Source organism: Pseudochelatococcus lubricantis (assembly GCF_011762225.1).
In the GTDB taxonomy this organism is placed as follows: Bacteria; Pseudomonadota; Alphaproteobacteria; order Rhizobiales; family Beijerinckiaceae; genus Pseudochelatococcus; species Pseudochelatococcus lubricantis.
On the sequence record NZ_JAASQI010000008.1, the window covers coordinates 84344 to 99138 of the forward strand.

A 14795-nucleotide genomic window follows, 5' to 3' on the forward strand; every position below is an offset into this window, starting at 1 on the left:
TCGCGGAAAACCGGCCGGCTGCGTCAGGCGCCGGCTGCGGCCGCATCCGTGGTGAACAGGCCGACGCGCAGGTCCCTGGCGGTGTAGATGCGCTTGCCGTCGGCCTCCAGCCAGCCGTCGGCAATGCCGAGCACCAGCTTCGAGCGGAAGACGCGCTTGAGATCGACGCCGTAGACGACATTACGGATGGTCGGCAGCACCTGATCCGTGAACTTGACCTCGCCCACGCCCAGCGCCCGGCCGCGTCCCGGCGAGCCTAGCCAGCCGAGGAAGAAGCCGACGAGCTGCCAGAGGGCATCGACGCCCAGGCAGCCGGGCATCACCGGGTCGCCCTTGAAGTGGCAGGAAAAGAACCAAAGGTCCGGCCGCACATCGAGTTCCGCCCGTACGCCGCCCTTGCCGTATTCGCCGCCTGCCTCCACGATGGAGGTGATACGGTCGAACATCAGCATCGGCGGCAGGGGCAACTGCGCATTTCCGGCACCGAACAGCTCTCCCCGCCCACAGGCGAGAAGCTGTTCATAATCATAACTCGACTGGCGCTCCATGTCCCCCGGTCGTTCCTTTCATCTTTTCGTCATCGTTCAGGGCGCTAATGCACCGTTGCCCGAACCTTTAGTGACGGTGGGCGGATCAATCCCGACGTGGCCGCACGGCGCGTTCACCTAATGCGCCGATACGTCATCCGTTAGTAACTGGTGAAGCCGCGTCCGCGAACCGATTCCCGATCCCCGACCCAACCCCGTTTCGCGCTTCCTAACATAATGGTCGCCGACCTGAAAGCGGCGACGGGGACTTTAATGTTGTCTACAGGCTTGATTCCGCAAGATCACGACAGCGGCGGCCGCTTGAGATTGTCGCCACCATACCCCATCTCCCATTACCCGTCGCGAAAACGGCCCGTCCGGCTGCCGGCCAGCTTTCCGCACACGGGCCGGCGCGGCAGGCCGCGCCGGGATCTCGTTACCGCCGGCCGGGAAGGTTGAAGACGCGCGATGGCGTATGAAGAAAACGAGGCGCGGGCTGCTCTGGCCGATCCCGCGGCGGCCGGTGTCGCAAGCGGCGATGCCCTGCCCGGACACAATGACGTTTTCGCGCATGTCGAGACGTGGATTTTCGACCTCGACAACACGCTGTACTCGCATGAGGCAGGGCTGTGGCCGCAGGTCGATACGCAGATCACCCTCTACATGTGCGAGTTGTTCGGCCTCGACGCGATGTCGGCGCGTGCGCTGCAGAAATATTATTATCATCGTTACGGCACGACGCTGCGCGGCCTGATGGCGGAGCACGCCGTCGATCCGCAAGCGTTTCTCGATTTCGCGCACGACATTGACTATTCGGCCGTCGTCCGCGACGAGCGCCTGCGCCGCGCGGTGGCCAATCTGCCGGGGCGCAGGTTCGTCTTCACCAACGGGTCGCGCGCCCACGCGGGTGCCGTCGTCGGGCGGCTGGGCATCGCCGATCTGTTCGAGGATCTGTTCGACATTGTCGACGCCGCATTCGTGCCCAAGCCCGAAGCCGTCACCTACGCGCGCTTCATCGAGAGGCACGGCATCGACCCCACGCGCGCGGCGATGTTCGAGGACCTCTCCGCCAATCTCGCGGTGCCACACGGGCTCGGCATGCAGACTGTGCTCGTGCTGCCCGCGACGCCCGACCCACACCGCGAGGCGCACGAGCAGGGGCGCTCCGCCGAGGCGCATATCGGCCACCAGACGACGGACCTTGCGGCCTTTCTCCATTGCGCGGCGGGCGGCGTGAGTCAGTTATCTGACACCCGTCCGATTTATGACGTGTTGCAGCGCACTGATGGCGTGCGCCAACGGTGATAATAAAGTGGGCGAGAGGCTGGAACTCCCTAGCGGAGAGCTTTCGGCGATCCCTTGTCGCCCGTGTGCCTGTGGCGCGCGGGTGCCTGGCCCGGCAGCCGGCATGAACGGACCGTTCGCGGTGCCCCCTCCCGTTCATGCTGCTGCCGGGCATTCTTCCTGCCCTTCGGTCTTCTCGATCATCGCCCCCGCGCATCGTCGGGGCCAGGCGCCAGTCCGAATTGCGATTGCGGCTGCGAACGTGTATTGGCGCACTGTCTTCCAGTCTGATTGAGAGTAGACTGCCTTCATGTCTGCGCTTATGCACCCTCTCGCTGTCCAGCAGCCCCTCCCGGCGGACGCCCTGTCCGTGCGGTTCTGGGGCGTACGCGGTTCATTGCCGGTGTCCGGGCCCCAGTATGTGGCGTTCGGCGGCAATTCGTGCTGCGTGGAGATCCGCTGCGGTGAGCGGCTGTTCATCGTCGATGCGGGCACCGGCATCCGCCCTCTCGGCGAATATCTCGGCGCGGAGCGCTCCGGCTGCGAGATCGATATCCTGCTGAGCCATCTGCATCTCGACCACGTCATCGGCCTGCCGTTCTTCAGGCCGGCGCTGGTGCGCGGCAACACCATCCGCGTTCATGTCGGCAATCTCGGCGGGGCGGACGGCAGTGCCGCGCTGGGGCGGCTGTTCTCGCCGCCGCTGTTTCCGCTGGGGCTCGACGGGCTGCCGGCGCGCTTCGAGCATGTCGGTTTTCGCGCCGGCGACAGGCTGGCGTTCGTCGACGGCCCTTCCGTCGCCACGTGCCCGCTGCTCCATCCCGATGGCGCGAGCGCCTACCGGTTCGAGTTCGGCGGCCGGCGCGTGTGCTACGTCAGCGATGTCGAGCACAGCCTGGGCTGGCCGCCGGAGGACCTCACCGATTTCGTCTCGAACGCCGACCTGATGATCTTCGACGCCATGTATGCGGCCGATGAATACACGCGGTGCAAGGGCTGGGGGCATTCCACCTGCGAGGCGGGCCTCGCGCTCTGCGCGGCCGGCAAGGTGAAGGCGATGGCGGCGTTCCACCTGCACCCCTGCCACGACGACACGCGCCTGGAAGCCTATGACGCCCGGCTGCGCGCGGCGCTGCCGGGTTCCTTCGTCGCCCGCGACGGGCTCGCCGTGTCGTTTTCCGCGCTCGATCATTTCACTTGACCGGAACGCGCGCCGGACCGTTTCCACGTGCGCATGCCCGATCGCAGACCGGGCATGCGGGCAGGTTCAGCGCAGGCTGTTGACGAAACGCTGGATGCGGTTACCCGCTTCCTCCAGCTTGTCGTTCGACGTGGCGTAGCTGACGCGGAAGTTCGGGCCGGAGCCGAACGACGAGCCATGCACCGTCGCCACGCCCTCGGTTGCGAGCAGTTCCAGCACGAAGTCCTCGTCCGTCTCGATCTTCTTGCCGGACGGCGCCGTCTTGCCGATCAGCGGGACGATGGACGGATAGACGTAGAACGCGCCCTCCGGCGTCGGGCAGGTGATGCCCGTCGTCTGGTTGAGGATGGAGACGATGAGATCGCGCCGGCCCTGGAATGCATTGCGGAACACCGCGAGGTGGTCCTGCGGCCCGTCGAGCGCCTCCACGGCCGCCCATTGCGAAATCGACGACGTGCCCGACGTCTGCTGGCCCTGCACCGTGTCCATGGCCTTGATGAGCGTCTCCGGGCCGCCGGCGTAGCCGATACGCCAGCCCGTCATCGCGTAGGCCTTCGACACGCCGTTGATGGTCAGCGTGCGCTCGTAGAGGTTGGGCTCGACCTGCGCGGGCGTGACGAACTTGAAGTCGCCGTAGACGAGATGCTCGTACATGTCGTCCGTCATCACCCAGACGTGGGGATGGCGCACCAGCACATCGGTGACCGCCTTCAGCTCGTCCCACGTATAGGCCGCGCCGGAAGGGTTGGAGGGAGAGTTCAACAGCACCCATTTGGTCTTGGGCGTGATGGCGCGCTCCAGATCCTCCGCCTGCAGCTTGAAGCCCTTGTCGATATAGGTATCGACGATGACCGGCGTGCCGCCGCACAGCGCGACGATTTCGGGATAGCTCACCCAGTAGGGCGCGGGAATCACCACCTCGTCGCCGGGGTTCAGCGTGGCGAGGAAGGCGTTGTAGATGACGTGCTTGCCGCCCGTGCCGACGATGGTCTGCGAGGGCTTGTAGTCAAGCTCGTTCTCGCGCTTGAACTTGCGCGCAACCGCCTCGCGGAGCTGCGGAATGCCAGCGACCGGCGTGTACTTGGTCTCGCCCCGGCGAATCGCCTCGATGGCCGCGTTCTTGATGTTGTCGGGCGTATCGAAATCCGGCTCGCCGACGGAAAGCGAGATCACGTCGCGGCCCTGGGCTTTCAGATCGCGGGCTTTCTGCGTCAGCGCGATGGTTGCGGACGGCTTGATGCGTGACAGAGCATCGGCGAGAAAGGCCATGATCATGGGCTCCTTGAGAGAAGGGATGGTGCAGCGCTTGATTGATTTGGGGCGGATCGCCCGCTTCGCGGAGCGCGATCATTCCGAAAAGCGTGGAAACGTAGTCCGCCCGCCGCTCGCTGGCAAGCCTGAAAACCGCCGTATTGCGCCATCGTGGGTGCAGCGATGCGCCTTTCGGTGACGATTCCGTGAAGATGTAGGAACTATTCGTTAACCGCCCCGTTAACATGGCAGGGCATCCACCGGGCGTCTCTGGCATAGTGCAACTTCAGGCACGGCGCGGAGGCAAGACGATTTCGCCCGCTGCGGCAAAATGCCCGGAACGACAGGAGGCGGACATGACAACGAACGACCCGATCCGCATGTCGGATTACCAGCGCCGGCAACGGGCGGCCATCGCACCGGCAGAGGCGGCGCGCCAATTCAGGATATCGGCCGTGCTGGCGCTCGTCCTGATCGCGGCGTCGGCAATCGTCGCAGCTGGAACGCTGTTCGGCCCCGCGCACACTGCGCATACGGAGCCGCCGGCAGGAATCGCCCGCGTTTCCTGATGGCGCCCGGAGGCCAACGCGATTAAACTGACACGCAGGTCCGCGCGATCTGCGAAAGGTTCTTCGATGAGGTTTTCCGGACGGTTTCCGAAGATTGTGGCCGCAGGATTGCTGGCCGCCGCTGCCGTCGCGCTCCCCGATGGCATGGCGACACGGGCGGCCGCGCAGGTCGCACCCGCCGTGACGGAGCGGACGGAAAAGCTCGACATCTCTGTCGAGACCGTGACCTCCGGGCTCGAACATCCCTGGGGCCTCGCCTTTCTGCCATCCGGAGAGTTCCTGGTGAGCGAGCGGCCGGGGCGCCTGCGCCGCGTGAGTCGCGATGGCAAGCTTTCGCCGCCCGTTGGCGGCGTGCCTGCCGTGCTCGCACGGGGGCAGGGAGGGCTGCTCGACATCGCGCTCGATCCCGACTTCGCGCGCAATGGGTACCTGTATTTCGCCTACGTCGAGCCGCGTGAGGGCGGTTCGGGCATTGCCGTCGACCGCGCCGTGCTCAACCGGGAGAAAAACACGCTGGAGCAGGTCGAGGCGATTTTCCGCCAGAAGGATACGGCATCGGGAACGGCGAATTTCGGCGTGCGGCTGGTGCCGGCGGAAGAGGATACGCTGTTCATCACGATCGGTGACCGTTTCGGCACCCGCGACAAGGCGCAGGATGTGGGCAGCCATCTCGGCAAGGTGCTGCGAATCAACACCGACGGCACCATTCCCATCGACAATCCGTTCGTCGGGCAGGACGATGCCCTGCCGGAAATCTGGTCGCTGGGGCACCGCAACGCGCAGGGTGCCGCGCTGCATCCGCAGACCGGCGAATTGTGGACCGCGGAGCACGGTGCGCGCGGTGGCGACGAGATCAATGTCGTCCGCCGGGGCCTGAACTACGGCTGGCCGATCATCACCTACGGCGTCGACTATTCTGGCGCGCCGATCGGCATCGGCACGGCGCGGGAAGGGCTGGAGCAACCCGTCTATTACTGGGTGCCGTCGATCGCCCCTTCCGGCCTCGCTTTTCATGAAGGGGGAGCGATCGCGCCCTGGCGCGGCAGCGTGTTCGTCGGCGCGCTGGCGGGGAAGGCGCTGGTGCGCCTCGAAGTCGCGGACGAGAGCGTCACCCACGAGGAACGGCTGCTGACGGATCTGAACGAACGCATCCGCGACGTGCGCACGGGCCCGGACGGCTATCTATATCTGCTGACAGACGCGGATAACGGCCGCATCCTGCGCATTGTCCCCGCCAGATGAGACGTGGCGGCGATCGGGTTCTTGACAGGCACGGCGGATGTTCCCTATATGCGCTTGATAAGACGCGCGGCGAGGTCGCGCGGGTTGAGTCGTCGTTATCGGTTCCCGCCTCGCGGAGACGGTGACGGAAGCGGCAGTGTAGCTCAGTTGGTGAGAGCGCCGGATTCATAACCCGGAGGTCGGCAGTTCAAATCTGCCCACTGCTACCATTCCGCTTCGGATTTCGTGCGATTCGCCCTGTTCTCACACACTGATTCTCTTGTTTTCCCCTCCCTGATCGATGCAAGATCGAAGAGCCGTGCCGGCTGGCCGGGCCTCGGCGTGTATGCGTCAACAAACCGTTTCATGGTGCGGGTAAGGGAGCGTATCGACCGCATGGTCGGGCTGCAGGAAGGGGCATGTCGTGGCATCATACGCAATCGTCAGCATAGAGGGCATCGGGGAAAACGACGCGCAGGCACTGAAGGTGGCGGGGATCGCCACCACCGACGCGCTGCTGGAACGCGCGCATGACCCCAAGGGGCGCAGGGAACTGGCAGCGGAGACCGGCATCGACGAGGCGCTGATCCTCAGGTGGGCGAACATCGCGGATCTCCTGCGCATTCACGGCGTTGGCAAGGAATATTCCGACCTGCTGGAAGCCGCGGGCGTCGACACCGTGAAGGAACTCAAGCATCGCAACGCCGTCAACCTGACGAAGGCGCTGGCGGAGGCCAACGAAAAAGGCAACTACGTCCGCGCGCTGCCCACCGAAAAGGTGGTGGCGAAGTGGATCGAACAGGCGAAGGAACTGCCGCCGCTCCTCACCTACTGATGCGGTTTTCGCCCGGTGACAGCCGGAAAAAGGTTGTTAACCGGGCGTTCCCGATGTATGGGTCTGAAGTCCGGAATGCGCTGCCCGCGGGTGGTGGCTGGGGCGCGTTAACCGCGCCCTTTTGGTGTTGTTGCATATGTGGCGCTGTCGCATGCAAAACGACCCCGCCGCCCGAGCGCGCCGCCGGAATCGTTCCCTGCTGTCGGCCATGAGGCGCCGGCCCGCCGTTACGGCGGAAGATCGTGCGGCAAACCAGACCGCGCGGCGCCGGCAGCGTGGGAGCGGCCCGTTATTCGAGCCGCCGGCGCCGTTGGTCAGGAGTTTTCATGTCCGTAACCGCTAACCATGCCCCGACCCGCGACGATTTCGCGGCGCTTCTCGAAGAATCCCTCGGTGGGCATGAGTCCCAGGAAGGGACCGTCGTCAAGGGTATCGTCGTCGCAATCGAGAAGGACGTCGCCGTCATCGACATCGGCCTCAAGACCGAGGGCCGCGTTCCGCTGAAGGAATTCGTCGGCCCCGGCCGCGATCAGACGCTTGAGATCGGCGACGAGGTCGAGGTTTATCTGGAGCGCGTGGAGAATGCGCTCGGCGAGGCCGTGATCTCGCGCGACAAGGCGCGCCGCGAGGAGAGCTGGGTCAAGCTTGAGAAGGCTTTCGAGAACAACGAGAAGGTGACGGGCGTCATCTTCAACCAGGTCAAGGGCGGTTATACGGTTGATCTCGACGGCGCCGTGGCGTTCCTGCCGCGCTCGCAGGTCGACATTCGCCCGGTGCGCGACGTCACGCCGCTGCTCAACGTGCCGCAGCCGTTCCAGATCCTCAAGATGGACCGCCGCCGCGGCAACATCGTCGTCTCGCGCCGCACGGTGCTTGAGGAGACGCGCGCCGAGGCCCGTTCCGAGCTCGTGGCCAACCTCGAAGAGGGGCAGGTCATCGAGGGCGTGGTGAAGAACATCACCGAATACGGCGCCTTCGTCGATCTCGGCGGCATCGATGGCCTGCTGCACGTCACCGACATGGCATGGCGCCGCGTCAACCACCCGACCGACGTCGTCAGCATCGGCCAGTCGGTCAAGGTCAAGATCGTCAAGATCAATCACGAGACGCACCGCATCTCGCTCGGCATCAAGCAGTTGCTGGCCGATCCGTGGGAAGGCATCGCCGAGCGCTATCCGGTCAACAGCCGCTTCAGCGGCCGCGTGACGAACATCACCGACTACGGCGCGTTCGTCGAGCTGGAGCCTGGCATCGAGGGTCTGATCCACGTCTCCGAGATGTCGTGGACCAAGAAGAACGTCCACCCCGGCAAGATCGTCTCCACCTCCCAGGAAGTGGAAGTGCAGATCCTCGAGGTCGATCCCGTCAAGCGCCGCATATCTCTCGGCCTCAAGCAGACCCTGCAGAATCCGTGGGAAGCCTTCGCCGAGAAGCACCCGATCGGCTCCGAGGTCGAGGGCGAGGTCAAGAACAAGACCGAGTTCGGCCTCTTCATCGGCCTCGACGGGGATGTGGACGGCATGGTCCACCTCACCGATCTCGACTGGAACCGTCCGGGCGAGCAGGTCATCGAGGAGTTCAAGAAGAGCGACGTCGTGCGCGCTGTCGTTCTGGACGTGGATGTCGAGAAGGAGCGCATCTCGCTCGGCATCAAGCAGCTTGAGGGTGACCCCTTCGCTGACGCTTCGGACATCAAGAAGGGTTCGACCGTCACCACCGAGGTGCTGGAGGTCAAGGACGCCGGCATCGAGGTGCGCATCGTCGACACCGACCTGACCTCCTTCATCCGCCGCGCGGAGCTGGCGGGCGACCGCAACGACCAGCGGCCCGAGCGCTTCTCGCCCGGCGAGAAGGTCGATGCCCGCGTGGTGCAGTTCGACCGCAAGGCGCGCCGCATCCAGCTCTCCATCAAGGCGCTGGAGAAGGCTGAGGAGAAGGAAGCCATCGCGCAGTACGGCTCCGCCGATTCGGGTGCGTCGCTCGGCGACATCCTCGGCGCCGCGCTGAAGAAGGCGACCGAAAAGAAGTAAGGCCGGCAAGGCATTGCGCACGCTTCCATCACGTCTTTCGTGATGGAAGGCGCCCCGCGCCGCAACGAACGGAAGATCGGGACCCGCGCGGAAACGCGCGGGTTTTTCTTTTTGCCGGCGCACCGTCAGGAATCGGCCGCGCCGCATGTGAAATCTTTATGAAGACCGTTTATATCAATTACTTATCAAAAATAGGGTTTCCCTTCGAGCCGGAATTGATCTAGTCTTGCGGTGGATCGAGGGCCGGATGGCGGCCCGCCGTTTCGGGATGGACATGGGTTACGAAGCCGACCTTATCGCCGATCGCCGCCGCTTGCGTGGCCGCGTCACCCTCTGGCGGGCGCTGGCGTTCGTGGCACTGATCGCGGTGGCTGTCGTGGCGGGCTTCTCGCTGCGGGAGGGCGGCCTTTCCGCCTCGCGCCCGCACGTCGCGCGGGTGACGATCGACGGCCTCATCACGGGCGACCAGCGCACGCTCGATCTCATCGGTGACGTGCGCAAGAGTTCGGCCGTGCAGGCGGTGATCCTGCGCATCGACAGCCCCGGCGGCACCACGGCGGGGTCCGAGGCGCTGCATGAGGCGTTGCGCCGTCTCGCTGCGGAGAAGCCCGTGGTCGCGGTGGTGGACACGCTCGCGGCGTCCGGCGGCTATATCGCGGCACTCGGCGCCGACCGGATCGTGGCGCGCGAGACGTCGCTCGTCGGGTCGATCGGTGTGCTGTTTCAGTTTCCGAATGTAACGGGCCTGCTCGACAGCGTCGGCGTCAGCGTCGAGGAGGTCAAGTCAAGCCCGCTGAAGGCGGCGCCCAACGGGTTCTCGCCCACATCGCCGGAGGCGCGCGCGGCGCTGGAGAGCCTGGTGCGCGACAGCTTCGACTGGTTCAAGCGCCTCGTGCGCGAACGGCGCGGCTACGATGATGCTGGCCTCGCGCGGGTGGCCGACGGGCGGGTGTTCACCGGGCGGCAAGGCGTCGATCTCCGGCTCGTCGACGAACTCGGCGGCGAGCGCGAGGCGGTGGCCTGGCTGGCCCGCGAGCGCGGCGTTGCCGAGGGCCTGCCGCTGCGGGAATGGAGGCGGAGCCTGCGGGACCGCAGCTTCGGCTTCCTCAGCGGTGCGACACTGGTGGCGCAGGCCGCGGGTTTTGAAAGGCTTGCGGCGTTTTTCGGCGGTCTGGATGCCGGTGCCGGCGTGCGGCGGCTTGACGGCCTGCTTGCGCTCTGGCACCCTGAAGTCGAAAACTAGTATTGTTTCAAGTATATACCCTTGGCAAGCATTTGAGCTAAAGCAAGAGTGGGGTTGATGATCAAATCCGAACTCGTTCTGCGGATTGCGGAGCAAAATCCCCATCTCTACCAGCGTGACGTCGAGAATATCGTCAATGCCATACTGGAAGAGATCACACGTGCGCTGACCCGCGGCGATCGGGTGGAGCTGCGCGGCTTTGGAGCGTTTTCGGTCAAGAAGCGTGAGGCGCGGGTCGGCCGCAATCCGCGCACCGGCGAGACTGTCGAGGTTGACGCCAAGATGATTCCGGTGTTCAAGACCGGAAAGGAAATGCGACTGCGCCTGAACGGGGGGCGGGAAGCGCTCGGCGATGGCGACGAGGCCGCCGAAACCGTCCGTCGTTCGTCGGCAGGCAAGTAGCAGGGCGCAGGCAACAGCAGGGTACGCGCGGTGAAGACGCTAATCAGAATCCTGATCATTCTGCCGCTGACGGTGGTGATTGTCCTGCTGTCGGTCGCCAATCGCACGCCCGTGCAGGTGTCGCTCGATCCATTTTCCGGCGCTGCGCCGCTGGTCGCATTCTCCGCGCCGCTGTTCGTCATTATCCTGACGGCTGTTGCCGTCGGCGTGTTGCTGGGCGGCTTCGCCGTCTGGTGGTCGCAGGGCTATTATCGCCGCGCCGCCCGCCTGCGCGCGCGTGAACTCGATCGCGTGAAGGCGGAGGCCACCGCGCGGCAGGCAGGCAGCGCCCAGGCTGCGGGCGGCGCATCCTCCGGCGGCGCGCTGGCGTTGCCGACGCATGCCAATGCCCGCTGACACGCGGGGTCTGCCGGTGCAGAAAGCCAGCCTGCTGATCAAGATCTGCGGGCTGAACACCCCGCAGGCGGTGGAAGCCGCCGTGGCGGCCGGCGCCGATCTGCTCGGTTTCGTCTTCTTTCCGAAAAGTCCGCGCTATGTCGTCCATCGCGAGGCGGCGGAACTCACCGCGCTGGCGCGGCGCCTCGCGCCCGGCGCCGGGATCGTGGCGCTGACCGTCGACGCATCGGACGCCGATCTTGAGGCAATTATCGGTGCCATCGCGCCGGACTGGCTGCAGCTGCATGGCGGCGAAACGCCGGAGCGCGTGGCGGCGGTGCGCGAGCGTTTCAAGGGCGGCGTGATGAAGGCGCTGGGCGTCGGCAGCGCCGGGGATGTCGCGCGGGCACACCGTTTCGCGGAGGTGGCGGATAGCCTGCTGCTCGACGCGAAGCCGGCGGCGGACGCGGTGTTGCCAGGTGGCAACGGCATTCCCTTCGACCACCGTCTCATCGCCGGGGAGCGCTTCGGCGTGCCGTTTCTGCTGTCCGGCGGGCTTCATGCCGACAATGTCGCCGACGCGATCCGCCTCGTGCGCCCCCAAGGCGTCGACGTCTCGTCGGGGGTCGAGTCGGCGCCCGGCGTCAAGGATGCAGCGCGGATAGCGGCGTTCGTCCGCGCGGCGCGGGAAGCATTGGACATGGTCAGGCAATAACAGTATGTCCGACTCCTGAACCAATGGAAGCGACGCTTCCCGAAAAAACTGATCCCGAGGACACGACAGCGTGAGCAACAAGCTGAATTCTTATACGTCGGGGCCGGACGAGCACGGCCATTTCGGCATTTTCGGCGGCCGGTTCGTGGCCGAGACGCTGATGCCGCTCATCCTGTCGCTGGAGAAAGCTTACGAAGAGGCGCGTGCCGACCCCGATTTCGCGCGTGAGCTTGCGCAGTATCAAGCCCATTATGTCGGCCGGCCGAGCCCTCTCTATTACGCCGAGCGCCTGACCGAGGCGGTGCGCGCGGGGGCGGGCGAGGGGAAGGGCGCGAAGATCTATCTGAAGCGCGAGGAACTCAACCACACGGGTTCGCACAAGGTCAACAACGTGCTCGGCCAGATCATGCTGGCGCGGCGCATGGGCAAGACGCGCATCATCGCGGAGACGGGCGCGGGCCAGCATGGCGTGGCGACAGCAACGCTGTGCGCCCGCTTCGGCCTGAAATGCGTCGTCTACATGGGCGCGGTGGACGCCACCAGGCAGAAGCCGAACGTGTTCCGCATGGAGATGCTGGGCGCGGAAGTGCGGCCCGTGCAGGCGGGCGCGCGCACGTTGAAGGACGCCATGAACGAGGCGCTGCGCGACTGGGTGACGAACGTCGCGGATACGTTCTATTGCATCGGCACGGTTGCCGGGCCGCATCCCTATCCCGCCATGGTGCGCGATTTCCAGTCCGTGATCGGGCGTGAGGTGCGTGAGCAGGTGCTGGCGCAGGAAGGGCGGCTGCCCGATTCGCTGGTTGCCTGCATCGGCGGCGGCTCCAACGCCATGGGGCTGTTCCATCCCTTCCTCGACGAGCAGTCGGTGGAGATTTTCGGTGTCGAGGCTGCCGGACACGGCCTCAGCTCCGGCGAGCATGCCGCGTCGATCGCCGGCGGGCGTCCCGGCGTGCTGCATGGCAACCGCACCTACCTGCTGATGGACGACGACGGCCAGATCACGGAGGCGCACTCGATTTCGGCCGGGCTCGATTATCCGGGCATCGGGCCGGAGCACGCCTGGCTGCACGAGACCGGCCGCGTGACCTATCTCTCGGCGACCGACGACGAGGCGGTGGCGGCGTTCCGGCAACTGTCGCTGCTGGAGGGAATCATCCCGGCGCTCGAATCCTCTCACGCACTTGCGCGCGCGGCGGATCTCGCGGCGCAACGGCCGCGCGATCACCTGATGGTCGTCAACCTGTCCGGTCGCGGCGACAAGGACATCGACATGATCGCCGAAAGGCTCAACGCCGCGAAGCGCGAAGGGGAAGCAGAATGAGCCGCATCGACCGTCGTTTCGCAGCGCTGCGCGCCGAGGGCCGGGCGGCGCTGGTAACCTACATCACCGCTGGCGATCCGGATTTCGATACCTCGCTCGCCGCGCTCAGGTCGCTGCCCGAAGCGGGCGCCGACATCATCGAACTCGGCATGCCGTTCACCGATCCCATGGCCGACGGTCCGGCGATCCAGCTCGCGGCGCAGCGCGCGCTCAAGGGCGGGCAGACGCTGGCGCGCACACTCGCGCTGGTGCGGGCCTTCCGCGAGGGTGACGCCGACACGCCGATCATCCTGATGGGGTATTACAACCCGATCTATATTTATGGCGTCGATCGGTTCCTGGCCGACGCCAAGGAGGCGGGCGTAGACGGTTTCATCGTCGTCGACCTGCCGCCGGAGGAGGATGAGGAATTGTGTCTGCCGGCACTGCGGGCAGGGCTCGCCTTCATCCGGCTTGCGACGCCGACGACCGATGACGCGCGCCTGCCCACGGTGCTCGCCAACACGCGCGGATTCGTTTATTACGTGTCCATCACCGGCGTGACCGGCACGGCCGTGCCGGACTTCGAGGCCGTCGCGGCGCAGGTCGCGCGGATCAAGCGCCATACCGACCTGCCGGTTGCGGTGGGCTTCGGCGTGCGCTCCGGCGCGCATGCGGCCGCCATCGCCCGCGGCGCGGACGGCGTCGTCGTCGGTTCGGCGATCGTCGGCGCCCTCGCCAGCTCGCTCGACGCCGAGGGCCATGCGACGGCGCGGACGGTGCCGGCGGTCCACGCGCTGGTGCGGGAACTGGCGGAGGGCGTGCGCTCCGTCGCCAAACAGAACGCCTGAGCGGCGGGTGCGGGTGCGAGCCCGGGAGAGTGTTCTATGAACTGGATTTCTGACGTTGTCCGGCCGAAGATCAAGACGCTGTTCCGGCGCGAAGTGCCGGAGAATCTGTGGATCAAGTGCCCGGAAACGGGCCAGATGGTGTTCCACAAGGACGTCGAGGCCAATCTCAACGTCATTCCCGGCTCGAACTACCACATGCGCCTCGGCGCGCAGCAGCGACTGAAAATCACCTTCGACGATGGAGTCTGGGAAGATGTTCCGCTGTCCGACGTGGCGCTCGACCCGCTGAAGTTCCGCGACGAGAAGCGCTATACGGACCGCGTGCGCGACGCGCGCTCCAAGACGGGGCTCGCGGACGCGATCAAGGTCGGCGTCGGCGCCATCGAGGGCTCGCCGGTCACGGTCGCCGTGCAGGACATCAACTTCATCGGCGGTTCGCTCGGCATGGCAGCCGGCGAGGCATTCATCAGGGGTGCGCAGACGGCTGTCGAGCGCAATATGCCGTTTGTCATCTTCACCGCCTCCGGTGGCGCGCGCATGCAGGAGGGCATTTTGTCCCTGATGCAGATGCCGCGCACGACCATCGTGATCGACCGGCTGCGCGAGGCGCGGCTGCCGTATATCGTGGTGCTGACCAACCCGACGACCGGCGGGGTGACGGCCTCCTACGCCATGCTCGGCGACGTGCATATCGCGGAGCCGGGTGCGCTGATCGGCTTCGCCGGCCCGCGCGTGATCGAGCAGACCATCCGCGAGAAGCTGCCGGAAGGGTTCCAGCGCGCGGAATACCTGCATGAACACGGCATGATCGACATGGTCGTGCACCGCCACGAGCTGAAGGCGACCATCGCGCGCCTGTGCCGTTTCCTCACCCGCCAGCCCAAGCCACCGGTGGTCGAGCCGCTGCCGGAGACGGAGGAGGTGGCGGTCGAGGTGGCCGAGGCGGCGGCCATTCCCGCCGTTGTCGAAAACCGGCCGTCCTGAACCC

15 protein-coding genes and 1 tRNA gene are annotated in these 14795 nt (G+C 65.9%); 14 read left to right on the forward strand and 2 right to left on the reverse strand.

All coding sequences use genetic code 11. The features are described 5' to 3' along the window. Window positions 1–23: 23 nt before the first annotated feature. A complete protein-coding gene (gene fabA, locus FHS82_RS15960) occupies window positions 24–548 on the reverse strand; it encodes a 3-hydroxyacyl-[acyl-carrier-protein] dehydratase FabA (protein ID WP_166954602.1) in 525 nt (174 codons plus the stop codon). 447 nt (window positions 549–995) lie between these two features. Between fabA and FHS82_RS15965 the strand changes: the two genes are divergently transcribed. Next, window positions 996–1832 carry a pyrimidine 5'-nucleotidase gene (locus tag FHS82_RS15965; protein WP_166954604.1) on the forward strand — a complete coding sequence of 279 codons (837 nt, stop codon included), beginning with the start codon at window positions 996–998 and terminating at the stop codon, window positions 1830–1832. Between the two features lie 289 nt (window positions 1833–2121). Further along, the gene (locus tag FHS82_RS15970; RefSeq protein WP_246225377.1) at window positions 2122–3012 is read left to right on the forward strand and encodes an MBL fold metallo-hydrolase; all 891 of its coding nucleotides are present in this window, start codon (window positions 2122–2124) and stop codon (window positions 3010–3012) included. A 66-nt stretch (window positions 3013–3078) separates the two neighbouring features. On the opposite strand, the gene FHS82_RS15975 is transcribed toward FHS82_RS15970, so the two are convergent. Further along, a complete protein-coding gene (locus FHS82_RS15975) occupies window positions 3079–4281 on the reverse strand; it encodes a pyridoxal phosphate-dependent aminotransferase (protein ID WP_166954606.1) in 1203 nt (400 codons plus the stop codon). Between the two features lie 338 nt (window positions 4282–4619). On the opposite strand from FHS82_RS15975, the gene FHS82_RS15980 reads away from it, so the two are divergent. The 12 genes from FHS82_RS15980 (at window position 4620) to accD (ending at window position 14791) form a co-directional block, all read left to right on the forward strand. Continuing rightward, the gene (locus FHS82_RS15980; protein WP_166954608.1) at window positions 4620–4832 is read left to right on the forward strand and encodes a hypothetical protein; all 213 of its coding nucleotides are present in this window, start codon (window positions 4620–4622) and stop codon (window positions 4830–4832) included. Window positions 4833–4898: 66 nt separating this feature from the next. Then, window positions 4899–6074 carry a PQQ-dependent sugar dehydrogenase gene (locus FHS82_RS15985; RefSeq protein ID WP_246225378.1) on the forward strand — a complete coding sequence of 392 codons (1176 nt, stop codon included), beginning with the start codon at window positions 4899–4901 and terminating at the stop codon, window positions 6072–6074. Between the two features lie 132 nt (window positions 6075–6206). Further along, window positions 6207–6283 (forward strand) — tRNA-Met (locus FHS82_RS15990). 194 nt (window positions 6284–6477) lie between these two features. Continuing rightward, complete coding sequence (locus tag FHS82_RS15995) at window positions 6478–6888, forward strand: DUF4332 domain-containing protein (protein WP_166954610.1); 411 nt, start codon at window positions 6478–6480, stop codon at window positions 6886–6888. 326 nt (window positions 6889–7214) lie between these two features. Continuing rightward, window positions 7215–8918, forward strand: coding sequence for a 30S ribosomal protein S1 (gene rpsA / locus FHS82_RS16000; protein ID WP_166954612.1), 1704 nt, complete (start codon window positions 7215–7217; stop codon window positions 8916–8918). A gap of 274 nt (window positions 8919–9192) precedes the next feature. Continuing rightward, entirely contained in the window at window positions 9193–10161 is a 969-nt protein-coding gene (gene sppA / locus FHS82_RS16005; protein WP_166954614.1) for a signal peptide peptidase SppA, read from the forward strand. 57 nt (window positions 10162–10218) lie between these two features. Further along, a complete protein-coding gene (gene ihfB / locus FHS82_RS16010) occupies window positions 10219–10563 on the forward strand; it encodes an integration host factor subunit beta (RefSeq protein WP_166954616.1) in 345 nt (114 codons plus the stop codon). 30 nt (window positions 10564–10593) lie between these two features. Next, window positions 10594–10959: a lipopolysaccharide assembly protein LapA domain-containing protein gene (locus FHS82_RS16015; protein WP_166954619.1), complete on the forward strand. Its 366-nt coding sequence runs from the start codon at window positions 10594–10596 to the stop codon at window positions 10957–10959. After that, the gene (locus FHS82_RS16020; protein ID WP_246225379.1) at window positions 10943–11653 is read left to right on the forward strand and encodes a phosphoribosylanthranilate isomerase; all 711 of its coding nucleotides are present in this window, start codon (window positions 10943–10945) and stop codon (window positions 11651–11653) included. The genes FHS82_RS16015 and FHS82_RS16020 overlap by 17 nt, the downstream gene beginning before the upstream one ends. A 70-nt stretch (window positions 11654–11723) precedes the next feature. Beyond that, the gene (gene trpB, locus FHS82_RS16025; RefSeq protein ID WP_166954621.1) at window positions 11724–12977 is read left to right on the forward strand and encodes a tryptophan synthase subunit beta; all 1254 of its coding nucleotides are present in this window, start codon (window positions 11724–11726) and stop codon (window positions 12975–12977) included. Beyond that, complete coding sequence (trpA, locus tag FHS82_RS16030) at window positions 12974–13807, forward strand: tryptophan synthase subunit alpha (RefSeq protein ID WP_166954623.1); 834 nt, start codon at window positions 12974–12976, stop codon at window positions 13805–13807. Before trpB ends, trpA begins: the two co-directional genes overlap by 4 nt. 36 nt (window positions 13808–13843) lie before the next feature. Next, window positions 13844–14791 carry an acetyl-CoA carboxylase, carboxyltransferase subunit beta gene (accD, locus tag FHS82_RS16035; RefSeq protein ID WP_166954625.1) on the forward strand — a complete coding sequence of 316 codons (948 nt, stop codon included), beginning with the start codon at window positions 13844–13846 and terminating at the stop codon, window positions 14789–14791. The last annotated feature ends 4 nt before the right edge of the window (window positions 14792–14795 follow it).

Bases quoted from the DNA above. Each gene is read 5' to 3' on its own strand.
- fabA (WP_166954602.1), bottom strand. From the start codon at position 548: ATGGAGCGCCAGTCGAGTTATGATTATGAACAGCTTCTCGCCTGTGGG.
- FHS82_RS15965 (WP_166954604.1), top strand. From the start codon at position 996: ATGGCGTATGAAGAAAACGAGGCGCGGGCTGCTCTGGCCGATCCCGCG.
- FHS82_RS15970 (WP_246225377.1), top strand. From the start codon at position 2,122: ATGTCTGCGCTTATGCACCCTCTCGCTGTCCAGCAGCCCCTCCCGGCG.
- FHS82_RS15975 (WP_166954606.1), bottom strand. From the start codon at position 4,281: ATGGCCTTTCTCGCCGATGCTCTGTCACGCATCAAGCCGTCCGCAACC.
- FHS82_RS15980 (WP_166954608.1), top strand. From the start codon at position 4,620: ATGACAACGAACGACCCGATCCGCATGTCGGATTACCAGCGCCGGCAA.
- FHS82_RS15985 (WP_246225378.1), top strand. From the start codon at position 4,899: ATGAGGTTTTCCGGACGGTTTCCGAAGATTGTGGCCGCAGGATTGCTG.
- rpsA (WP_166954612.1), top strand. From the start codon at position 7,215: ATGTCCGTAACCGCTAACCATGCCCCGACCCGCGACGATTTCGCGGCG.
- sppA (WP_166954614.1), top strand. From the start codon at position 9,193: ATGGGTTACGAAGCCGACCTTATCGCCGATCGCCGCCGCTTGCGTGGC.
- ihfB (WP_166954616.1), top strand. From the start codon at position 10,219: ATGATCAAATCCGAACTCGTTCTGCGGATTGCGGAGCAAAATCCCCAT.
- FHS82_RS16020 (WP_246225379.1), top strand. From the start codon at position 10,943: ATGCCAATGCCCGCTGACACGCGGGGTCTGCCGGTGCAGAAAGCCAGC.
- trpA (WP_166954623.1), top strand. From the start codon at position 12,974: ATGAGCCGCATCGACCGTCGTTTCGCAGCGCTGCGCGCCGAGGGCCGG.
- accD (WP_166954625.1), top strand. From the start codon at position 13,844: ATGAACTGGATTTCTGACGTTGTCCGGCCGAAGATCAAGACGCTGTTC.